This window comes from Aromatoleum tolulyticum, from assembly GCF_900156155.1.
Lineage (GTDB): Bacteria > Pseudomonadota > Gammaproteobacteria > Burkholderiales > Rhodocyclaceae > Aromatoleum > Aromatoleum tolulyticum.
Window position 1 is genome coordinate 136873 of the sequence record NZ_FTMD01000002.1, and the last position, 20101, is coordinate 156973.

21 protein-coding genes are annotated in these 20101 nt (G+C 66.4%); 15 read left to right on the forward strand and 6 right to left on the reverse strand.

Annotation, left to right across the window (positions count from 1 at the left end):
* The first annotated feature begins 8 nt into the window (after nucleotides 1–8).
* Genes BW991_RS03220 through BW991_RS03240 form a run of 5 tightly spaced genes read left to right on the forward strand, consistent with a single transcriptional unit; the run spans nucleotide 9 to nucleotide 4376 of the window.
* Nucleotides 9–1055 carry a methyltransferase domain-containing protein gene (locus BW991_RS03220; RefSeq protein ID WP_076600655.1) on the forward strand — a complete coding sequence of 349 codons (1047 nt, stop codon included), beginning with the start codon at nucleotides 9–11 and terminating at the stop codon, nucleotides 1053–1055.
* On the forward strand, nucleotides 1046–1894 hold the full coding sequence (locus BW991_RS03225) for a phosphate ABC transporter substrate-binding protein (RefSeq protein ID WP_170879036.1): 849 nt from the start codon (nucleotides 1046–1048) through the stop codon (nucleotides 1892–1894). Before BW991_RS03220 ends, BW991_RS03225 begins: the two co-directional genes overlap by 10 nt.
* Nucleotides 1854–2750, forward strand: coding sequence for a PstC family ABC transporter permease (locus BW991_RS03230; RefSeq protein WP_076600656.1), 897 nt, complete (start codon nucleotides 1854–1856; stop codon nucleotides 2748–2750). Before BW991_RS03225 ends, BW991_RS03230 begins: the two co-directional genes overlap by 41 nt.
* Nucleotides 2740–3594, forward strand: a complete 855-nt coding sequence (gene pstA, locus BW991_RS03235; protein WP_170879037.1) for a phosphate ABC transporter permease PstA — start codon at nucleotides 2740–2742, stop codon at nucleotides 3592–3594. The genes BW991_RS03230 and pstA overlap by 11 nt, the downstream gene beginning before the upstream one ends.
* The gene (locus BW991_RS03240; protein ID WP_076600657.1) at nucleotides 3591–4376 is read left to right on the forward strand and encodes a phosphate ABC transporter ATP-binding protein; all 786 of its coding nucleotides are present in this window, start codon (nucleotides 3591–3593) and stop codon (nucleotides 4374–4376) included. Before pstA ends, BW991_RS03240 begins: the two co-directional genes overlap by 4 nt.
* 75 nt (nucleotides 4377–4451) lie before the next feature.
* On the opposite strand, the gene BW991_RS03245 is transcribed toward BW991_RS03240, so the two are convergent.
* Entirely contained in the window at nucleotides 4452–5147 is a 696-nt protein-coding gene (locus BW991_RS03245) for a phosphatase PAP2 family protein (RefSeq protein WP_076600658.1), read from the reverse strand.
* A 93-nt stretch (nucleotides 5148–5240) separates the two neighbouring features.
* Here BW991_RS03245 and BW991_RS03250 point away from each other — a divergent pair, with 93 nt between their 5' ends.
* From BW991_RS03250 to BW991_RS03260, 3 genes are read left to right on the forward strand one after another with little or no spacing between them, the layout of a single operon-like run.
* The gene (locus BW991_RS03250) at nucleotides 5241–5483 is read left to right on the forward strand and encodes an acyl carrier protein (protein WP_076600659.1); all 243 of its coding nucleotides are present in this window, start codon (nucleotides 5241–5243) and stop codon (nucleotides 5481–5483) included.
* 3 nt (nucleotides 5484–5486) lie between these two features.
* Nucleotides 5487–6740, forward strand: coding sequence for a beta-ketoacyl-[acyl-carrier-protein] synthase family protein (locus BW991_RS03255; protein WP_076600660.1), 1254 nt, complete (start codon nucleotides 5487–5489; stop codon nucleotides 6738–6740).
* 33 nt (nucleotides 6741–6773) lie between these two features.
* Nucleotides 6774–7319 carry a methyltransferase family protein gene (locus BW991_RS03260; protein ID WP_076600661.1) on the forward strand — a complete coding sequence of 182 codons (546 nt, stop codon included), beginning with the start codon at nucleotides 6774–6776 and terminating at the stop codon, nucleotides 7317–7319.
* Between the two features lie 114 nt (nucleotides 7320–7433).
* Here the strand turns inward: BW991_RS03260 and BW991_RS03265 are convergent, their stop codons facing one another.
* Nucleotides 7434–8927, reverse strand: coding sequence for an FAD-binding oxidoreductase (locus tag BW991_RS03265; RefSeq protein WP_244551593.1), 1494 nt, complete (start codon nucleotides 8925–8927; stop codon nucleotides 7434–7436).
* A gap of 267 nt (nucleotides 8928–9194) precedes the next feature.
* Nucleotides 9195–9674, reverse strand: coding sequence for a VOC family protein (locus BW991_RS03270; protein ID WP_076600663.1), 480 nt, complete (start codon nucleotides 9672–9674; stop codon nucleotides 9195–9197).
* A 183-nt stretch (nucleotides 9675–9857) separates the two neighbouring features.
* Between BW991_RS03270 and BW991_RS03275 the strand changes: the two genes are divergently transcribed.
* The gene (locus BW991_RS03275) at nucleotides 9858–10391 is read left to right on the forward strand and encodes a hypothetical protein (RefSeq protein WP_076600664.1); all 534 of its coding nucleotides are present in this window, start codon (nucleotides 9858–9860) and stop codon (nucleotides 10389–10391) included.
* 133 nt (nucleotides 10392–10524) lie between these two features.
* Nucleotides 10525–12198, forward strand: a complete 1674-nt coding sequence (locus tag BW991_RS03280; protein ID WP_139335891.1) for a sialidase family protein — start codon at nucleotides 10525–10527, stop codon at nucleotides 12196–12198.
* Nucleotides 12199–12253: 55 nt separating this feature from the next.
* On the opposite strand, the gene map is transcribed toward BW991_RS03280, so the two are convergent.
* The 3 genes from map to BW991_RS03295 all read right to left on the reverse strand — a co-directional run bounded on the left by map (nucleotide 12254) and on the right by BW991_RS03295 (nucleotide 15734).
* Nucleotides 12254–13081: a type I methionyl aminopeptidase gene (map, locus tag BW991_RS03285; protein ID WP_076600666.1), complete on the reverse strand. Its 828-nt coding sequence runs from the start codon at nucleotides 13079–13081 to the stop codon at nucleotides 12254–12256.
* Nucleotides 13081–13314 (reverse strand): ParD-like family protein, encoded by a 234-nt coding sequence (locus tag BW991_RS03290; protein WP_076600983.1) that lies wholly within the window; start codon nucleotides 13312–13314, stop codon nucleotides 13081–13083. Before BW991_RS03290 ends, map begins: the two co-directional genes overlap by 1 nt.
* Nucleotides 13315–13493: 179 nt before the next feature.
* Nucleotides 13494–15734: a DUF6351 family protein gene (locus BW991_RS03295; RefSeq protein ID WP_244551594.1), complete on the reverse strand. Its 2241-nt coding sequence runs from the start codon at nucleotides 15732–15734 to the stop codon at nucleotides 13494–13496.
* Between the two features lie 213 nt (nucleotides 15735–15947).
* Here BW991_RS03295 and BW991_RS03300 point away from each other — a divergent pair, with 213 nt between their 5' ends.
* From BW991_RS03300 to BW991_RS03320, 5 genes are read left to right on the forward strand one after another with little or no spacing between them, the layout of a single operon-like run.
* A complete protein-coding gene (locus tag BW991_RS03300) occupies nucleotides 15948–16364 on the forward strand; it encodes a M67 family metallopeptidase (protein WP_076600668.1) in 417 nt (138 codons plus the stop codon).
* Complete coding sequence (gene moeB, locus BW991_RS03305; protein WP_076600669.1) at nucleotides 16361–17812, forward strand: molybdopterin-synthase adenylyltransferase MoeB; 1452 nt, start codon at nucleotides 16361–16363, stop codon at nucleotides 17810–17812. The genes BW991_RS03300 and moeB overlap by 4 nt, the downstream gene beginning before the upstream one ends.
* A gap of 23 nt (nucleotides 17813–17835) precedes the next feature.
* Nucleotides 17836–18774 (forward strand): PLP-dependent cysteine synthase family protein, encoded by a 939-nt coding sequence (locus tag BW991_RS03310; protein ID WP_076600670.1) that lies wholly within the window; start codon nucleotides 17836–17838, stop codon nucleotides 18772–18774.
* A 47-nt stretch (nucleotides 18775–18821) separates the two neighbouring features.
* The gene (locus tag BW991_RS03315) at nucleotides 18822–19481 is read left to right on the forward strand and encodes a peroxiredoxin (protein ID WP_076600671.1); all 660 of its coding nucleotides are present in this window, start codon (nucleotides 18822–18824) and stop codon (nucleotides 19479–19481) included.
* Nucleotides 19482–19539: 58 nt separating this feature from the next.
* A complete protein-coding gene (locus BW991_RS03320; protein WP_076600672.1) occupies nucleotides 19540–19998 on the forward strand; it encodes a hypothetical protein in 459 nt (152 codons plus the stop codon).
* The last annotated feature ends 103 nt before the right edge of the window (nucleotides 19999–20101 follow it).

Consider the following 20101-nt stretch of genomic DNA (forward strand, 5'->3'; position numbering starts at 1 on the left):
GATAACGCATGCATGACATCGTCAAGGATTATTACGGCAAGGCTCTGCAGACGAGCGAAGACTTGCGCACCACTGCGTGCTGCGATGCGAGCCAGGTGCCGGCGTGGCTCAAGCCGCTGCTCGCTCGCGTGCACCCCGAGGTGCTGTCGCGCTACTACGGCTGCGGGCTGGTCTGTCCGCCCCTGCTGGAGGGGTGTCGCGTGCTGGATCTGGGTAGCGGATCGGGGCGCGACGTCTATGTCCTGTCGCAGCTGGTCGGCGAACGCGGACGGGTCGTCGGCGTAGACATGACCGAGGAGCAGCTCGACGTGGCGCTGCGCCACCGCGACTACCATCGCGAGGCCTTCGGATACGCGCAGGACAACGTCGGCTTCATGCTCGGCTACATCGAGCATCTCGACGAACTGGGGCTGCCCGAGGCGAGCTTCGACGTCGTCGTGTCGAACTGCGTCGTCAACCTCTCGCCCGACAAGGACGCCGTGCTGCGCGAGGTCTTCCGCCTGCTCAAACCCGGCGGCGAGTTCTACTTCTCCGACATCTACGCCGACCGCCGCGTGCCGGCGCAGGTACGCAATGATCCCTTGCTCTACGGCGAATGCCTCGGCGGTGCGCTCTACTGGGGCGACTTCATCGCGCTCGCAAAACGCCACGGCTTCGGCGATCCGCGTCTCGTCGAGGACCGGCCCATCGCGATCACCGATCCCGCGCTCGCCGAGCGGGCGGCCGGCATCGGCTTCCACTCGGCCACCTACCGGCTGTTCAAGCTCGAGGGCCTCGAACCGCAGTGCGAGGACTACGGACAGGCGGTGATCTATCGCGGCACGGTGCCGACGATGGCGCAGCGTTTCCGCCTCGACAAACACCACGACATCGAAGCCGGGCGCGTCTTTCCCGTGTGCGGCAACACCTGGCGCATGCTCAACGAAACGCGCTTCCGCGAGCATTTCGAGTTCGTCGGCAGCTTCGAGCGGCACTTCGGGCTGTTCGACGGCTGCGGCAGCCAGATCCCCTTCGACCGCGAAAACACGGCCGGTGCGGAGGGCGCATGCTGCTGAGGGGCATCCGCGATGGCCTGAAGCGAGCCGCGCGGCTCGCCGGGATCGTCACGATGGCGGCGCTGGCCCTCTCCGGCTGCTCGCGCGACGCCGGCGATCGCTTGGTGATCACCGGATCGAGCACCATCGCTCCGCTGGTCACGGTCATCGCCCAGGCCTTCGAGTCCGCGCACCCCGGCGTCAAGATCGACGTGCAGGCGGGCGGCTCGTCGCGCGGCATCGCCGACGTGCGCCAGGGGCTTGCCCAGTTGGGCATGGTGTCGCGGGCGCTCAAACCGGAGGAGGGCGATCTCGCGGCGACGACGATCGCGCACGACGGCATCGCGATGATCGTGCATCGCGACAACCCCATCGGGGCGCTGAGCGGCGGGCAGATCGTCGCGATCTACACGGGGAAGGTGCGCAACTGGCAGGAAGTGGGCGGACCGGATGCGCCGATCACGGTGGTCAACAAGGCCGAAGGACGCTCGACGCTGGAGCTCTTCCTGAGCCACTTCAAGCTCGAGTCCCCCGCGATCCGCGCCGATGTGGTGATCGGCGACAACCAGCAGGGGATCAAGACCATCGCGGGCAACCCGCAGGCGATCGGCTACGTGTCGGTCGGCACGGCCGAATTCGAGGCACGCCGCGGCACGCCGATCCGCCTGCTGCCGCTCGATGGCGTCGACGCCACGACCGCGCACGTGGCGCGAGGGGATTTCCCGCTCTCGCGGCCCTTGAACCTCGTTCAGCGCGGCGAACCGGGTCGCATCGCGCGCGAGTTCATCGCGTTCGCGACTTCGCCCGAGGTGCACGATCTTGTCACCGGCCAGTACTTCGTTCCGCTCGCCGGCCGCTGACCGGGCCCTCTTTCGCGCGCTCGCCTTCAGTGCGGGCGCCGTCGCGGCGATCCTCGCGCTGATCCTGCTGTATCTGACGCTCGCCAGCGCCTCGCTGCTGTTCGCGGACACGGGGCTGTGGCAGCTGCACTGGCAGCCGTCGGCCGGCGCCTACGGCCTCGTCGCGATGCTGCTCGGCTCCGTCGCGGTAAGCCTGCTGGCGCTGCTGATCGCGGTGCCGCCGGGCCTGGTGCTCGCGGTGTGGGGGCGCTTCTTCGCGCCGCCGTGGGTAGGCGGCCTGTACCGCGGTGCGATGGGGCTTCTGGCGAGCATCCCGTCGGTGGTGTATGGGTTCTGGGGGCTGGTGGTGCTGGTTCCGCTGCTCAACCGCTGGGCGCCGCCCGGGGCGAGCCTGCTCGCCGCCGCGCTGGTGCTCGCGCTGATGGTCCTGCCCATCCTCGTGCTGCAGGCCGACCTGGCGCTCGACGAGGCGCGGCGCCGGCACCTCGCCGCGGCCATGGCGCTCGGCGCTTCGGTCAGCGGAACGGTGCGCCGCGTGCTCCTGCCGACGGCCGCTCCGCAGCTGCTACCCGCAGTGCTGCTGCAACTCGGGCGGGCCCTGGGCGAGACGATGGCCGTGCTGATGGTGGCGGGCAACGTGGTGCAACTGCCCGATGCGATCAGCACGCCGATTCGCACCCTCACCGCGAACATCGCGCTCGAAATGGCCTACGCCAGCGGCGCGCATCGGACCGCGCTGTTCGCTAGCGGATGGCTGCTGTTCGTGCTGGTGACGCTGATCATGCTCGGCGCGCGCGCCATGACCAGGCGTCTGGGGGAGGGGTACATCGGGAAGGGGCGTGGCGATGCACCTTGATACGCTGGATCACGCCAGCCGTTCCGATCGCCTGCACGGCCGCTGGATGGGCCTGCTCGCCGTCCTCACCTTGTCGGTGCCCGTGCTGCTGATCGGCGAATTGCTCGTCGACGGGCTGCCGGCCCTGACGGCGGACTTCCTGTTGAGCGCGCCGGCCGATGCGGGACGCGCCGGTGGCATCGGTTCCGTGCTGGTATCGACGCTGTGGGTGCTCGCGGTATGCCTGGGCGTCGTGCTGCCGCTGGGGCTGGGGTGCGCCCTGTTTCTCGTCGAGCACGTACGGGCGGGCAGCCGGCTCGAACGCAGCCTGCAACTCGTGCTGGACATCCTCGGCGGGGTACCCTCGATCGTTTTCGGCCTGTTCGGCAACCGCTTCTTTGCAGTGGAGCTGGGGCTCGGTTTCTCCATCCTCTCGGGCGGACTGACGCTCGCCTGCATGGTCCTGCCGCTCTTCATCCGCGCCGCCGAGCAGTCGCTGCGCCAGTGCCCCACCGGCTACCGCCAGGCGGCGGCGGCGCTGGCGCTGTCGCGCTGGGGCTTCGTGCGTCGCATCCTGCTCCCGACGGCGGCGCCGGGCATTGCGCTGGGTGTGGTGCTCGCCTCCGGCCGCGCGCTCGCCGAGACGGCCGTGCTGCTTTTCACTGCCGGTTACGTCACGCGCTGGCCCGGGAGCTGGTTCGATTCCGGCCGCACGCTGGCCGTGCACATCTACGACCTCGCGATGAACGTGTCGGGGGGCAGCACCAACGCCGCGGCGACCGCGCTGGTCCTGATGGTGCTGGCCATCGGCATCCAGGCGCTGGCCGCCGGCGTGGGGCGGATCGCGAAAGGAGCTTCAACATGATCTGCGACAGGACGGCCCCGCCGGTGCTCGAACTCGACGACGTCTCCGTGTCCTACGGCGGCCGTCCGGCCGTGCAGCACGCCAGCCTCGATGTCGCGGCAGGCGAACTGATGGCGCTGGTCGGCCCCAGCGGTTGCGGCAAGAGCAGCCTGCTGGCCGCCGTCAACCGCATGGCGGACATGATTCCCGGCTGCCGTGTGAGCGGCGATATCCGCATCGACGGCGTCTCCGTGACGGGGCAGGGGGTGTCCCTGCCGCTCCTGCGGCGACGTGTCGGCATGGTCTTCCAGCAGCCGAATCCCTTCCCCCTGTCGATCGCCGACAATCTGCACTTCCCCTTGCGCGAGCATGGCATCGGGCAGCGCGAGGTGCGCGAGCCGATGGTCGAACGCGCGCTGCGCGACGTGGGGCTCTGGGGCGAAGTCGCGGGGCGCCTCGACCAGTCCGCGCTCACGCTCTCGGGTGGCCAGCAGCAAAGGCTGTGCGTTGCGCGGGCGATCGTCCTTGCCCCGGAGGTGCTGTTGCTCGACGAACCATGCAGCGCCCTCGACCCGATCGCGACCGCCTCGGTCGAACGCCTCATCCTCGATCTGAAGGGGCGCTACACGATGCTGATGGTCACCCACAACCTCGCGCAGGCGCGACGCCTCGCCGACTCGGTTGCCGTGTGCTGGATGGAGAACGGCTGCGGCTGCGTGGTCGAGAGCGGGCAGACCGAGCACATGTTCACCACGCCCGGCCATCCGGTCACGCGTGCCTACTGCCAGGGACTCGCCGGTTAGCGGCTCGCAGGCCTGGATCGCTCGCCTCGGCGGAAACGCGCGATCCCTAAGCGCCGCGCCGTTCCCGCCGCAGCCTCAGAGCTCTCTCGGCGCCATCCGCGCCACATGCCGCAGCGACGGCAACGCGAAGGCCAGGCCGACGACGACGCCGGCGATGACATCGAGCACGACATGTTGGCGAGTGGCGATCGTCGACCACAGGATGGCCGCGCAGAGCAGGGCGTTTCCCCAGCGCAGCGCCGCAGGCGCCTTCACCGAGCGGGCGATGCGCTCGAGCCACAACGCCGTGAATACCGACGAGGCGACATGCAGCGACGGACAGGCGTTGCCGGCGGCGTCCACGTTCTTGATCGCGGCCAGCTGCGGGTACGCCGACCAGTCGATGCCCGCCGACGGCACCGAGGTCGGAAGCAGCCAGTAAATGCCGAGGCAGAACAGGCACATCGCCGAGATCCACGCGCCGAACCAGAGCAGGGGGCGCAGGCTGCCAATGAAGGCGGGTGGCAGCGACACATACACCCACAAGCTGGCGTAGACCGGAAACGCGGCGGCGGAGAAGGGAATCCATTCATCGACGACGAGGCGGGGCATCATCGTCGGCACCGTCAGCGGCTGGCGGAGAACCGTGAAGTATCCCCAGAAGAACAGCGCCATGAAGGTCATCGTTCCCGCCGCCTTCAGCGGCCAGAGAATGGCGAAACGGACAGCCAGCTGGCGGAACCAGGCGAGGCGGGGGGGCGCGACCAGCGGCAGGGCGGAGTGTGTCGGCATGGCCGCCGGATAGTATCAAACATCGGCGAACACACCGGAAATGACCGACGAATCTATGGTGAAACATTTGATTTCATATAAAATTCGCGCCCTATGAATTCAATTGCACTTATTCGCGAATTTCTCGACGAGCGCCTCGGCGTTGCGTCCGAAAAGGTGGTTTCAGACGCGCTCTTGGTCGACCTCGGCGTCGACTCGCTGATGATGCTCGAACTGATGTTCGCGTTCGAGGACCGCTTCGGGATCAAGATCCCGAACGAGCTCGAAAATCCGAACAGTGTGGGCGACATGGTGGCCGCCATGGATGGCCTGATCACCACAGCGAACGCGAGCTGAGTCATGGTCCGGCGTCGGGTTGCGATTACAGGCCTCGGGCTGGTCAGCCCCTACGGCGGCGATCTCGCCGATTTCTTCACCCGGTTGTGCGCAGGCGAATCGGCGATCCGCCACCTGCTCACCGACGACCAGCCGCGGCCCTTGTCGATCCCCTTCGTCGCGTGTCCGGCCTTCGATGCCGATGCCGCGCTCGGCAAGCCGCTGGCCGCGATGATGGACCGCTTCGCCCAGCTAGGCATGGCGGCCGCCTTCGACGCATGGGACGCTGCCGGCCTCGCACGTGCTGCAAGTGACGAATCGCGCGACGACTGGGGCGTGTCCTGGGGCACCGCACTCGGCGGCACCCTCGCCTATGAAAAGGGCTACCGCGAACTGTGGCAGCGCGGCCGCGAACGCCTGTCGCCGCTCTCGGTGCTGCTCGGCATGAACAACGCCGCCAACGCCCACATCTCGATCCAGCTGGGTCTGGGCGGCGTCAGCACCAGCCACACCGTCGCCTGCGCGTCCTCGGCCGTTGCGATCGGCGAGGCTTTCCGGCGCGTCCGCTCGGGCGAGGCGACGATCATGGTCACCGGCGGCTCCGACGTGCCGCAGGCCTACGGCGTCGCGCGCGCCTGGGAAGCCCTGCGCGTCATGGCCCCCGGCGACGCCGAAACCTCGCCCGCCGCCTGCCGCCCCTTCGCCTCGGACCGCCGCGGCCTCGTGCTCGGCGAAGGCGGGGCCGCGCTGGTCCTCGAGGACCGGGATCACGCCCTCGCCCGGGGCGCGACCATCCACGGCGAGATCGTCGGCTACGGCGCGAGCTGCGACCACAGCCACCTCGTGCGTCCCGAGGCTGCCGGCCAGATCCGCGCGCTGCAGGCGGCGCTCGCCGATGCCGGGCTGGCCGCGGACGACATCGACTACATCAATGCCCACGGCACCGCCACTGCGGAAGGCGACCCGGTGGAGATCGCGGCACTGAAGTCAGTGTTCGGCGAGCGCGCGAAAACGCTCCCGGTCAGCGCCACCAAGTCGATGCACGGCCATCTGCTCGGTGCCGCCGGTGCCATCGAGGCGATCGCCTCCGTGCTCGCGCTGCGCGACGACATCCTGCCGCCCACCGTCAACCTTGCCGACAATCTCGATTCCGCCTGTAGCGGCGTCGACCACCTGACCGTCGCGCGGCAAGGGGCGGCGCCGCGCGCGGCACTGTCGAATTCCTTCGCCTTCGGCGGCAGCAACGCAGTCCTCGTTTTCCGCGCCGTCCGCCAGTAAGGCCGGAAATTCAGTCGTTTCACCGGAGAGCCCATGAGCCTGCCGATCGCCAACCTGCCGCTGATGCTCACCGGCACCGCTGGCCTGCTGTGGCTGTCGCGCAAGCCGCTGCGCAATCCCGGCAGCCACGGCTTCTACCGCTTCTTCGCGTGGGAGACGATCCTCGCGCTGACCGTTCTCAACCGGGAGCCCGTCGGCGACCAGCTGATTTCCGAAACCCTGCTGCAGCTCAGCCTGCTGCCGCTGCTCTTCGGCTTCATCGCCCTGCGTCGTCAGGGAAAACGCGACACAGCGCGGCGCGAGGACAGCTCCCTTTATGGTTGGGAAAAGACCACCGCGCTCATTACGGGCGGCATCTTCGGCCTGATCCGCCACCCCATGTACAGCGCGCTCCTGGCGCTCGACTGGGGCATGTTCTTCCGCGCCGCGAATTGGCCGGCATTTGCACTGGCCTTGTTCGGCAGCGCCTGCGTACTGCTGACCGCGCTGGCCGACGAAAAGGAATGCATCGCCTATTTCGGCCAGGCCTATGTCGACTACATGCGCGGCACCCGACGCTTCATCCCGTGGCTGTTCTGAATGCCGGCCAACCTTCGACAGGGCGTTGAAATCCTCGACGCGGCGGTAGCCGAAAGCACGCGATGATCATCGCTGATCGGGCGTCCGCGCCGTTGTTCGGCGCATGACCTTCTCTCAGTCCGGCTTGATGTTCTGGTTCATCCGGAAGAGGTTGGTCGGATCGTATTTCTTCTTGATCTCCACCAAGCGGTTGTATGTCGCACCGTAGGCGAACGCGATACGGTCGGTTTCGTCTTGGGTGAGGAAGTTGATGTACGCCCCGCCGCTGGCGAAGGGCTGTGACTTGGCGAAGAATTCGCGTGCCCAGGCGATGCAGCGTTCGTCCTCGGCGGCCGACTCCCAGCGGCCGTGCACGTTCATCACGTAGTTGGCGTCCCGGCTCGAGTAGGCCATTGCGTCGGGCGCCACGCGGGCGGTGCGGCCACCGATCGTGCCGACGAAAATCTCGCACTGCGGCGACGGCAGCTTCCCCGCGTACTCGATGACTGCATCGATCGCGCCTTCGCTGAGGCGGGAGAAATTATGCGATTTCCAATAGTTGCGCGCGCCCCGCGTCAGGAGCGGATCGAAGGCCTGCTGCCAGGCGGTATAGGGCTGCACGCCGACATGCTCCCCGTGCGCGGTACCGAACCCGCGCAGCGGCTCGATCAGCTTCTCGCCCTCAACGGGGTCGCCTGCGTAGCATAGTGCGAGCGCGACGATCTCTTTCCCGTGGACGTCTTCGGGCAGGAAGGGAAGCGGGGGCGCCTTGCGCGTGACCATCCAGACGGTGAGGTCGTCCGGCATCGTTTCGGTGAAGCGGGCGAACTGCGTAAGCACTGATTTCGCCTGATCGAACGGGAATACGATGAGCCCGCTCAGCACGTCCGGCCCGACGGGATGGAGCTGGAACTCGAAGCTCGTGACAATACCGAAGTTCCCACCGCCACCTCGCAGCCCCCAGAAGAGGTCGGCGTTTTCGGTTTCGCTGGCGTGCACTTGGCCGCCATCCGCCGTGACGACGTGTGCGGAGAGCAGGTTGTCGATGGTCATGCCGTACTTTCGGCTCAGCCAGCCGAAGCCGCCGCCGAGCGTCAGGCCGGCGACGCCGGTGGTCGAGTTGATGCCCAGCGGCGTGGCGAGGCCATGCGCCTGCGCGGCCGCGTCGAAGTCGGCGAGGGTGCAGCCCGGCTCGACGCTCGCGCGGCGCGCGTTCCGGTCCACATGGATCTTCTTCATCAGCGAGAGGTCGATCATGAGGCCGTCGTCGCAGACGGCATTGCCCGCGATGTTGTGCCCGCCCCCTCGGATCGAAACGAGCAGCATGTGCTTGCGCGCGAGCTTGACGGCCTGAACGACATCTTCTGGCGACGTGCAGCGGGCGATCAGCCCGGGCCTGCGGTCCGTCATGGCGTTCCAGATCTGGCGCACCTCGTCGTAACCCGCGTCGTCAGGGAGAAGCACATCGCCCTGGAAGAGCGCTTTGAACGCCTCGATCTCTGCCCGTTGTAACCGGTCCATGCCTTTCTCCTCGGCCCGCGCCTGACGCACTGCGAAAGTCAATTTCGACGTGTGTGCCGGAACATGCTGTGTATGCTGGGGAACCCGTTTGCCGCGAAGGTCAGGCACGGTTAGCGATTGCAGCCGCTACGTCTCCACGGACGGGCGCAATTCGGGCGCAAAACAGGCAAGGATTGAGCTATGTCGTACCCACAAGGCGCGTCATGGGTCTCAATAACTGAAATATCACACCAACCGCGTGTGGGCGGTATGAACCAGCCGTAGCTCATATCTGTTCAGCGTAGACGCCTGCGACTGACAAGCAAGGTAGATGTACCTTCCGGGCGCGCATGACCGCTTGCCACGGCGACGGGAGCAGGGCCGGGTAGGGGAGTGTCAGCCGCGGCGAGCCGCTTCGATCGCGGCGATGTCGATCTTTTCCATCCCCATCATGGCTTCGAACGCGCGCTTGGCCGCCGCCGGATCAGGATCGGTGATCGCGGCAGTCAGGGCGCGCGGCGTGATCTGCCACGACAGTCCCCACTTGTCCTTGCACCAGCCGCATTCGCTTTCCTGACCGCCGTTTCCGACAATCGCGTTCCACAAGCGGTCCGTTTCGGCCTGGTCGTCGGTCGCCACCTGGAACGAGAAAGCCTCGTTGTGTTTGAACGCCGGGCCGCCGTTCAGGCCGAGGCAAGGGATGCCCATCACCGTGAACTCGACCGTCAGGACATCGCCCTGCTTGCCCGCGGGATAGTCGCCAGGCGCGCGATGGACAGCAACTACCGCGCTGTCCGGGAACGTCTCGACGTAGAACGTCGCGGCGTCCAACGCGTTGCCGTCGTACCAGAGACAAATTGTGTTCTTGCTGACCATCTTGGTTCTTCTGAATTCGCGGGCATCGGGACCCCTGGAACAAGGGAAAATTGGCTGGGCGGAAGGTCCCATCAAAGCCTGAGTTTCAGCCCACCGCATCGGTGCGACAGCGTACAGACCCGTCAGTGCACTCAGCATAAACTTAAATTTCGTCATGCTTGGATCCTCCCAAGGAGAATTGACATGGATAAATATCGCCACCACGTATCGGGTTTTTTTGCCCTCCGTGCCGAAGCCGATGGCGCCTTATCCAGCCTCATCGAGCGGGGGCTGCCGCGGGAACGGCTGCACATCTTCGACGCCGACTCGGCCCCACCGGTCCCCGAGCCACAATCAGACAGCAATGCGGTATTGAAGGACGTACTCGTCGACGGTGCCATCGGAACCGCAGTGGGCACCGGCATCGGCGCACTCGCGCAAGTGGCCTTGGTGGCGGGAAGCACGAGCCTGTTTATCGCCAGCCCCTTGATCGGTCCCCTCGCGATGCTTGGCTGGGGCGCCGGTCTCGGCGGCCTCATCGGCGCCGCGGCCGGTGCCGCGGCCGGCCCCGGCGACAAGCACGGGCCGCTTTCGGAACTGGTCCACGATGCGATCGTGAGCGGCCAAGTGGTGCTGGTGGCGGAGACCCTGACGGAGCAGGAAACAGCCATCGCAAGGGAAGTCATCCAGGAGGCGGTCGGCGACTACAACGACGTCAACAAGATGCACTCGGGTTGACCAGGCCCGGAATGGCATCTATCCAGAATGGTGCCATCAGCATTTGGTGCATTGCAATCGTTTGCCCCCAACACCCCCGCCCAAAGACGAGACCACTACCCCTATCAGGGTAGCTCGGCTTTCGGGGGCTTCCATGGACCGACAGTCCAGTCAGGCCGCAAATGCAGGCGGCGTGACGCAGGCGACGCTGTTTTTGCCGCGCGCGCACCATGCCTGCTCCGGTCTCCCTACAGAAAGGAGTGCGATCATGGTTCACACGCAATCACGCTCGACGAGATTGGCAATCCTGCGGGCGGCAGTACTCGGCATGACGGTACTCGCAGCCGGCGCCACGCACGCACAGACGCCGATCAGCGACGTGAGCTCGAACCCGGACGGCGGCGATCCGAGCGATCCGCTCGCGGTGACACAGTGCAACGGAGCGCCGCAGCTGGGTGTTCTCTATCGCAATAGCGAGAGCGAGCCGCACCTCGCGGTCAATCCGCTCAACCCGGAGAACATGATCGCCGGGTGGCACCAGGACCGCTGGAGCTCCGGCGGCGCGCAAAGCCTGGGCGCGGCTTACACGACCGACGGCGGCGTGTCATGGACGCAGGTGGTGATCCCGTTTACGCGCTGTTCCGGTGCGACGCGGCGCTCTGCGGGCGATTACGAGCGCGGCTCGGATCCGTGGATCAGCTTCGGCCCGACCGGTACGGCACATTACATGGCGCTGGTCACCGACAAGTCTGTCAACGAGAACGCAATGGTCACCGCGCGTTCGACCGACGGCGGTAATACCTGGTCCGCACCAGTGGCGATCGCGCGCATGCCGGCACAGGATCCGGTGTTGCGTTCGCTGTTCCACGACAAGAACAGTCTCACCGCCGACCCATTCGACGAGCGGCTCGTCTATGCGACCTGGACCTTGTTCCGCACCGGGATCACGTCGCTCGTGTTCGCGCGCTCCACGAACGGCGGGCTCACCTGGTCCAATCCGGCGCCGATCGCGACGATGGGCTCGGGGGTCGGGAGTTCCGAGAAGACCATCTTCCGCCAAGGCGCGCAGATCGTCGTTCTTCCCGATGGAACCCTGATAAACGCGTTCTTCCGGATACTGTTGGACGACGCCACCGGGGAGGTAACCAACGAGCAGGCGATCCTGCGCTCGACCGATCAGGGGCGGCACTGGACACGCCTGGATACGCGGGTCGCGCCGTTCGAGAGCGCGTCGGCGGTCGATACCGAGCGTGACATTCCGGTGCGCGACGCGAGCGGATTGCCGAGCATCGCGGTCAATCCTGGTACCGGCCGGCTCTATATCGCGTGGCAAGACCGCAACGCCAACGGCGCGGGGCTCGTTGGCGTCTTCGTCGCGAGCTCCAACGACGGTGGCCTGACCTGGTCGGCGCCGGTGCGCGTCAATCAGGGCACGTCGGATGAGGTCCAGGCGTTCCTGCCGATCGTTGCGGTCAACGAGCAAGGCACCGTGGGCGTGCTCTTCTACGATTTCCGCAACGACGTGCTCGGCGATGCACCGTTGAGCACCGACGTGTTCCTGTCGCTGTTCACGCCGGAACTGGACTTTCTCGGCGAGCGCCCGCTGACGGCCAGCTCATTCGACATGCGTCAGATGGTGATCACCGGCACGCGCGGCTTCTTCCCCGGCGACTACGTCGGGCTCGCCCGCGCCGGCAGCGATTTCGTCGCCGCATTCACGAGGAGCAACAACCTCGGTCTGCCGGTGGTTTTCCCGCAAAACGAGAACGGCTTGTTCCTCGACACCCATAACCGGCAGGACATCGTGTTCGTGCGCGAGACGCCGTAAGCGGTGATTGCTCCTGGAGAGAGCGGGCGCCCGCGCCGCCTCCAGGAGCAGTCACTCAAAGAGCCTGTGACGGCTCCGGAGCGCGTGCTTCGATAGGCGGATATTCCCCATACCCCTCCGGCCAGGGCGTAAGGATCTCGAACCCGTCCGCCGTCACGGCCACCATATGCTCCCACTGCGCCGACAGCGAATGGTCCCTGGTGACGACGGTCCAGCCGTCACCCAGTTCGCGGGTTTCGGGCCGGCCGGCGTTGATCATGGGCTCGATCGTGAACACCATGCCGGGTTCGAGCGTCAGGCCGGCGCCGGGACGGCCGTAGTGGAGGACTTGCGGTTCGTCGTGGTACACATCGCCGATGCCGTGGCCGCAATACTCGCGGACGACGGTGAAGCCTTCGCGGTGGGCGACGGTCTGGATGGCGTGACCGATGTCGCCGAGCGTGGCGCCGGGGCGGACGGCGAGGATGCCGGCACGCATGGCTTCGTAGGTTGTCCGCACGAGGCGTCGGGCAAGGACGCCGGGCTTGCCGACGAAGTACATGCGGCTGCTGTCGCCGAACCAGCCGTCCTTGATGACGGCGACGTCGATGTTGACGATGTCGCCGCTGTTCAGGCGCTTCGCGGACGGGATGCCGTGGCAGACGACGTGGTTGGCCGAGGCGCAGATCGTCTTCGGGTAGCCGTGATAGCCGATGTTCGCCGGTACGGCCTGCTGCACGTTGACGATGTAATCATGACAGATGCGGTCGAGGTCGTCGGTGGTGACGCCGGGTCGGACGTGTTCTCCGATCATGCGCAGGACGTCGGCGGCCAGCGCGCCGGCGCGGCGTGCCATGTCGATCTCGGCCTGGGAGCGGATCGGGACCTGCTGTTTCTTCGCCATCAGGCCACCTTGCTCAGGTTCGTCAGCGGGGAGGGCGCTTCGAGCGCGCCGTGCGTCTCTTCTTCCTGGATCAGAATCTGGCAGATTTCGCTGTAGCGCAGGGTCGGATTGAGTTCCGCGAGCATGCCGACGCGCAGCCAATGTTCCGCCTGGCTGTTGATGGAGCGGCTGAGCGCGCCGCTGGTCCGGCGCAGGGCTTCATGCATCTGCTCCGAGATCTTGACGATTCCCACAAGGTCACCCATGTACGGTTTGTATATGGTCCATATATTATCATTGCCCGCTGATCCGATTATCTGGCGTTGCGAAAACACGCGGTCAGTTTCGTAGTTGACATAATACCAATTATGGCGGTTTCAGATAGATCGGGGATCGCTTCAACACACTCGATCCGGACCGATCTTCGTTGCCCCTAATGAGCTCCCTTGACCTCGTCGCCGCCCGCCAGGTCCAGCGGACGTCCTTGGTCGGGCTGGCGATAGTCGCACACGCCGTCGGGAAAGATCTGTTCGAGTTGTGCCTTGTACGGCCTCATGTCCACCGGCTCATACACGCCACCGTCGAGCGCGGCCGACACCGTCTGCAAGGCGCACTTGAAGCGGTCGCCGGTAATCCCGTCGCCGGCAACCATGCGCGAGCTGCTGTAGATCGGATACGCCCGCATGCAGGCGCCTGCGGGACGCTGGTTCCAGTTGCCGTCCCAGACCCCGTCGCCCTTGAACATGATCCGGCCGCGAGCGTCGAAACAGCGGTCGCCGGCCGTCCCCGGGCGAACTTCCGCCCACGACAGCTCGGGACGCGCACGTTTCGCGCGCAGCCACTGATCGATCGCGGCGAAAGCCCGGGGGGTCGGGTCGTAGGCCTTGTCGCTCATCCAGATCGCCTGATTGCCCGCATCGCCCTGGGCTTCGATCATCCGCGCCCGTGCGGAAAACGATGCCGCCGTGTGGTGCATGTCCAGTTCGGCTTCGAGGTACAGGCGCTCGTCGATGACCGGAATGTCGATGCGACCGAGGAAGACCTGGCCTGAACGATACGCAGCTGCGATCGCTTCGAGGTCGCCCGCGAAGCGCGGCGCCGGACGAGCTCGATCGGGGCTCAGGTTGATGTTGTGAGCGCTCCAGGGTGAAAAGGCGCTCAGCTCGCTCTCGCCGCCGTCGATCAGCCAGTAATGCTCGCGCTGCATGTCTGCAGGCGGCTTCCAGCTGCCGACGCGGGCATTCAGCTGCAGGAACTGCTTCGGGCTGATCCGCTTGTTCTGCAGCGCCCCGAGGCCGTATTGCACGCCGACGTTGTCCCACGGAATGCGCGCGTAGCCCTTCGCGTCGGTGCCGAAGAAACGCTTCAGATCCTCGAAGTAGCTCCAGCGTACTTGCTTGAACACGTCGCGCGTCAGATGCGATTCGAAATGCGCGAACCGCGGATTCAGGACGAGCGGCGTGAGCCCGCGCCAGCCCACCACGCATTCCGTGTCGCCTTTACGTTCGGGCACCGATTCGCCGCGCATCATGAAGGCCACGCGGGTCGTGACCTCGATCTTCATCAGACCGCCCGAACTTTCATGGCGATTGCTGGCATTGAAGCCTTCGATCCAGCGCCGGTGTTCGGCCTTGCGCCAGGCGCGGTTGTTGCCGTCGGTGACGTCGAAGTAATACTCGAGCAGTTCGCAGTCGAACACCGGGATCGTCTGCGTGATCATGTCCGGATACGAATACTGGGCGATCGCCGCGTCGATCAGGCCGGGGCGGTTCTGCGCGAGGAGATATTGCTGGATCGCGCCCCCCGAGGCGCCCACGCCGACCGTGTAGTCGGGCTCGCCGTACAGCGCGACGAACTGCCGCTTGACGCGCAGTGCGGTGTCTTCCGCGAGCCAGATGTCGAAGTGGTTCCGGCTCGTCGTTCCCGTCGACGCGACGACCGCGTAGCCCTGCGCAAGCTGTTCGCGGCGATCATCGAGAACCGCCTTCACGCTCGCCCTGCCCTGTCGATGACCGATTCCAACCCCACCGTAGAACTGGTAGATCAGGCGACGGTTCCAGCGATCGGCGGCGGGAGCGTCGATGAGCTCGCGCGCGCCCTTGAGGACCGCGATGAGGTAGATGAAGCGGTTGATCGTGCCCATCTCGACACGCACGATGAAGGGTATGCGGGCACCATTGATTGTGATCGTGTCGACGTCCTCCGACTCGACGTTCCAGCGCGCAAAATGCTTCTCGCCCACCGGTTTGTAGAAGTACCAGGCTTTCGTCGGTGCCAGGCAATCCTTGCTGAAGGCCGCAGCCTTGCGCCTTCCGTCCGTGGTGTCGTCGCTGGAATCGACCGGCGTCCCTATCCCCTCCGAATTGTCCGCAAGCGGAACCCCCAGGCCCGAGTTTGCGGTGTCGCAGATGAAGGGATATTGGTTCGGGCCGGCAAACAGCGGCTCGCTCGGGCCGACCTGACCGAGCATGATCGGAAAGCGGAAGGTTTCGGCCGGCCGTTCGAGGCGCGAAGGATGCGGTCCGGCATAGGGTTGGGCGGGCGCGCCGGCGTCAAAACCCGGCGGCAAGCCGACGACTTGGCGCTGGCCAAATTGTCCGCGCCCGTCGGACTGGCCGCCGACGGCGAATCCGACAAGGATCAGCCCCGGCCACAGCCATCTTTTTCTCTTCATTATTGGCATCCTGCTGCGCATCCCGTCCGGCGGAGCCGTCCATGATTCATGTATAGATCACGGCTGGCCGGCTGCAACGCGCGACGCCTAGTAACGAGCATCGGATAGAAATTTGCTTCGTCCGCGCCGCGGGCGCGAACTCCGGCCGCCCGATCGCATTCAAAAGTAGACGGATTTAGTCGACTATTGAAATTTGTGACGAGGGGCTCTTCCATGACGACCTTGCGACTGCCACCCCCGCTGCGCGACACCATCCTTGCTGCGGCGCAGACGGGCTACCCCGACGAGGTGTGCGGTCTCCTGCTGGGACGGCAGGACGCCGGTGCCGTGACCGTGTGCGCCGTCCATCCCGCCCGCAACGTGCACCCGGAGCGCACCGCGGACCGTTTCCTGATCGAGCCGCAGGATTATCTCGACGCCGAATACGCGGCCGCCGCCGATGGACTGCAGTTGGTCGGCGTGTGGCATTCCCATCCCGACCATCCGCCCCGGCCGTCGGATACGGATCGCGAATTCGCGTGGGCGGGCTGGTCCTATCCGATCGTCTCGGTCAATGCCGGCGTCGCCACCGAGTTGCGATCGTGGCGGCTGGAGGGCGAAACGTTCGGCGAAGAGGAGGTGCTGTCATGAGCCACGTCATCGTTCGCATTCCGACGCCGTTGCGTTCCTATACCGGTGGCGCCGACGAAGTCGAGGTCGAGGCCGCCACGGTCGGCGATGCGCTGCAGGCCCTCGCCCGTCGCCACGAAGGACTACTGCCGCGCGTGTGTGCGGCGGATGGCTCGCTGCGCCCCTTCGTGAATGTCTACCTTGGCGCGGACAACGTGCGCGATCTGGGCGGGCTTGCGGCCGCCCTGCCCCATGACGGCGCCGTGCTTGCGATCGTTCCCGCGGTCGCGGGCGGTGCTGGTGGCGCACGCGAGCGGCGGATCGCCGAATTGAAGGCGAGCGTGCCCGAGATCGGTCCGCGCGAAGCGTTCGCCCAGCAGGCGCAAGGCGCCGCGCTGATCGACGTGCGCGAGGCGGACGAGATCGCCCAAGGCAGTCCCCGCGGCGCATTCCGCCTCGGTCGCGGCTTCCTCGAACTGCGCGTGGAGGAAGCCATTCCCGATACGGACCGGCCGCTGCTGGTGATGTGCGGCGGTGGTGTCCGCTCGCTGTTTGCGGCCGAGGACTTGCAGCGGCTCGGCTATCGCAAGGTCGCGTCCGTGGCGGGCGGCTTCTCGCGCTGGAAGGCCGAAGGCCTGCCCTTCGAGACCCCGCGCGGCCTCGATCCACACGCGCGCGAACGCTATGCGCGGCACCTGACGATGCCGGAAATCGGGGAAGCCGGACAGCGGCGCCTGCTGGACAGCCGCGTGCTGCTGATCGGCGCCGGTGGTCTCGGGTCGCCGGCGGCCCTGTACCTCGCTGCGGCCGGAGTCGGCACGCTGGGCATTGTCGACCACGACGTCGTCGATCGTTCCAACCTGCAGCGGCAGATCCTGCACAACGACGAGCGCATCGGCCAGCCCAAGGTCGACTCTGCGCGCCGCACGCTGCAGGGCCTCAACCCGTCCGTGAATGTCGCGACCTACGCCGAGCGCCTGACTTCGGCCAACGTCGAACGCATCCTCGAAGGCTACGACGTCGTCGTCGACGGCTCGGACAACTTCCCCACCCGCTACCTCGTCAACGACGCCTGCGTGCGCCTGCAGATCCCTTGCGTACACGGCTCGGTGTACCGCTTCGAAGGCCAGGTGACGGTGTTCTGGCCGCGTTATCCGGCGCGCCGCGGCCCGTGCTATCGCTGCCTCTATCCTGAGCCGCCCCCCGCCGAATTCGCGCCTTCGTGCGCCGACGCAGGCGTGCTCGGCGTGCTGCCCGGCGTCGTCGGGCTCCTCGAAGCGGTCGAGACAATCAAGCTGCTGCTCGATCTCGGCGACCCGCTGGTCGGGCGACTGCTGCATTACGACGCCCTGCGTGCACGCTTCGACGAATACCGCCTCGCCGCGAATCCCGACTGCGCGCTGTGCGCCGAAGGGCGCGCGTTCCCGGGCTACGTCGACTACGAAGCGTTCTGCGCGACGGCCGCGTAAGCGTGCCGCAACGGAAGACGGTCATGGCAGCGATCCCGATCCGCGAATCCGCCCTGCTCTCCGGCGTCGGACACGTCCCGCTGGTCGAAATCCACGCCGCTCGCGAGCTGGCGCCGACTTGCCGCGTGTTCGCCACCCTCGAAGGGGTGAATCCCGGCGGTTCGATCAAGGACCGGCCGGTCGTGCGCATGTTGATGAAGGCCATTCAGACCGGCCGCCTCGACGGCGGACGGCGGCTGCTCGATTCGTCGTCCGGCAATGCGGGAATCTCGTATGCCCTGTACGGCGCGGCGCTGGGCATACCGGTCACGCTGGTCGTGCCGGGCAATGCCAGCCGCGAACGCCTCGACCGCATCCGCGCCAGCGGCGCCGAACTGATCCTCACCGATCCGCTGGAAGGCTACGACTTTGCGGTAGCCGAGGCGCGCCGCCTCGCGCGCGTTCACCCCGAGCGCTACTGGTACTGCGACCAGTATTCGAACCCGGAGAACTGGCGCGCACATTACGACACCACCGGCCCGGAGCTGCTGCGGGGCGTCGTGGAGAGCACCGGGAAGCCGCCGGATGCGTTCGTTGCCGGCATCGGCACCGGCGGCACGCTCACGGGCGTCGCGCGCCGGCTCAAGGAAGTCCATCCGGCAACGATCGTGATCGCGGCGATCCCCGACGAATTCCCCGGCATCGAGGGCCTCAAGCCGCTCGGTCATCCGGGCGACATGGTGCCGGCGATCCTCGACGAGAGCCTGATCGACCGTCGGCTGCCCGTGCGCATGGAAGACGCGATCCCGATGTGCCGGAAACTCGCGAAAACCGGCCTGTTCGTCGGCCCGTCGGCCGGCGCGCTGGTGCATGTCGCATGCCGGGCGGCGGCCGAGGACGGCTTGCGCTGCATCGCGACGGTGCTGCCCGACACCGGTGAGCGCTACGTGTCGACCGGACTCTGGGCCGGCGAGGACGGATGACAGGGCAAGGGGAAGCGCAGGGAGCAACGAATGCATGGAGGTGTGACATGGCACTGCGATTGGGCGACGATGCACCGGACTTCACGGCGGAAACGACCCAGGGAACGATCCGGTTTCACGAGTGGATCGGGGACGGGTGGGCGATCCTGTTCTCGCATCCGAAGGACTTCACCCCCGTCTGCACCACGGAGTTGGGCTATATGGCGGGACTCAAGGAGGAATTCGATAAGCGCAACACCAAGATCATCGGCCTGAGCGTTGACAGCATCAGCGACCACGACCGCTGGTCGAAGGACATCGAGGAGACGCAGGGGCACCGCGTCAATTACCCGCTGATCGGCGACCCGGAGCTCAAGGTGGCCAAGCTCTACGACATGATCCACCCCAACGCCAGCGGCAGCGCCCAGGACCGCACGGCGCAGGACAACCTGACGGTGCGTTCGGTGTTCGTGGTCGGGCCGGACAAGAAGATCAAGCTGATGCTCACCTACCCGATGAGCACCGGCCGCAACTTCGATGAAGTCCTGCGCGTGCTGGACTCGATCCAGCTCACGGCCAGGTACAAGGTGGCCACGCCGGTCAACTGGAAGGCGGGTGAGGACGTGATCATCGTGCCGTCGGTTTCCGACGCCGAGGCGAAGACCCGCTTCCCGGACGGCTGGAAGGCTCCCAAGCCCTACCTGCGCATCGTTCCTCAACCCAAATAGGAGTGGTGAATGTGCGGCCGGCTCTTGCGGTCTGTCGGCAAGGTGCTCTATACAGGGAATGACCAGCCTTGAAGCCGAGGAGCCGATCATGCCAAAGAAAGCCATAGCTCACGAGTCGGCGCATGCGCCGCCGGTCGAGCCTGCACCCGACGAATCGCGCGCGACATGGCCGTTTGCCGACGTAACGGCGGCCTGGATGGGGATGCCATGGGTCAACCTGTGGATGCAGTCCTGGGCAACGTGGCTCGGACAGCACGGCCCGGAGAGTGCACCGGCGCGCGCTTCCGGGCGCGCCCGGTCGCCACGCCCGGAGCGCCGGCATGCGGAGCTCCCGTGGGTTCCCAAGATCGAATCGACGGTCATTCCCTTCTGCCGCTCGGAAGACGAGCCGGGGACGGAGGCGACGAGGTTGTCGATGCGCGTGCGCGTGCCGACATTGCCCTGGATGGGCGGCAGCAACGTGATCTCCATCGATACCGTGATGCCCCACGGACCGGACAAGAAGCACGACGACTGAGCGGATAGGCCGCCTCCCGCTGCGCACTGTGTTGCCGCCGTCGTCGCAATCGGCGCGCGGCGGGTTATCATCACTCCCGCATATCGGGTGTCGCGGCAGTCAT

Excerpts from the sequence above, each read along its gene's own strand:
- BW991_RS03220 (WP_076600655.1), top strand. The coding sequence starts at position 9 with ATGCATGACATCGTCAAGGATTATTACGGCAAGGCTCTGCAGACGAGC.
- BW991_RS03225 (WP_170879036.1), top strand. The coding sequence starts at position 1,046 with ATGCTGCTGAGGGGCATCCGCGATGGCCTGAAGCGAGCCGCGCGGCTC.
- pstA (WP_170879037.1), top strand. The coding sequence starts at position 2,740 with ATGCACCTTGATACGCTGGATCACGCCAGCCGTTCCGATCGCCTGCAC.
- BW991_RS03240 (WP_076600657.1), top strand. The coding sequence starts at position 3,591 with ATGATCTGCGACAGGACGGCCCCGCCGGTGCTCGAACTCGACGACGTC.
- BW991_RS03245 (WP_076600658.1), bottom strand. The coding sequence starts at position 5,147 with ATGCCGACACACTCCGCCCTGCCGCTGGTCGCGCCCCCCCGCCTCGCC.
- BW991_RS03250 (WP_076600659.1), top strand. The coding sequence starts at position 5,241 with ATGAATTCAATTGCACTTATTCGCGAATTTCTCGACGAGCGCCTCGGC.
- BW991_RS03255 (WP_076600660.1), top strand. The coding sequence starts at position 5,487 with ATGGTCCGGCGTCGGGTTGCGATTACAGGCCTCGGGCTGGTCAGCCCC.
- BW991_RS03260 (WP_076600661.1), top strand. The coding sequence starts at position 6,774 with ATGAGCCTGCCGATCGCCAACCTGCCGCTGATGCTCACCGGCACCGCT.
- BW991_RS03270 (WP_076600663.1), bottom strand. The coding sequence starts at position 9,674 with ATGGTCAGCAAGAACACAATTTGTCTCTGGTACGACGGCAACGCGTTG.
- BW991_RS03275 (WP_076600664.1), top strand. The coding sequence starts at position 9,858 with ATGGATAAATATCGCCACCACGTATCGGGTTTTTTTGCCCTCCGTGCC.
- BW991_RS03280 (WP_139335891.1), top strand. The coding sequence starts at position 10,525 with ATGGACCGACAGTCCAGTCAGGCCGCAAATGCAGGCGGCGTGACGCAG.
- map (WP_076600666.1), bottom strand. The coding sequence starts at position 13,081 with ATGGCGAAGAAACAGCAGGTCCCGATCCGCTCCCAGGCCGAGATCGAC.
- BW991_RS03295 (WP_244551594.1), bottom strand. The coding sequence starts at position 15,734 with ATGAAGAGAAAAAGATGGCTGTGGCCGGGGCTGATCCTTGTCGGATTC.
- BW991_RS03300 (WP_076600668.1), top strand. The coding sequence starts at position 15,948 with ATGACGACCTTGCGACTGCCACCCCCGCTGCGCGACACCATCCTTGCT.
- moeB (WP_076600669.1), top strand. The coding sequence starts at position 16,361 with ATGAGCCACGTCATCGTTCGCATTCCGACGCCGTTGCGTTCCTATACC.
- BW991_RS03310 (WP_076600670.1), top strand. The coding sequence starts at position 17,836 with ATGGCAGCGATCCCGATCCGCGAATCCGCCCTGCTCTCCGGCGTCGGA.
- BW991_RS03315 (WP_076600671.1), top strand. The coding sequence starts at position 18,822 with ATGGCACTGCGATTGGGCGACGATGCACCGGACTTCACGGCGGAAACG.
- BW991_RS03320 (WP_076600672.1), top strand. The coding sequence starts at position 19,540 with ATGACCAGCCTTGAAGCCGAGGAGCCGATCATGCCAAAGAAAGCCATA.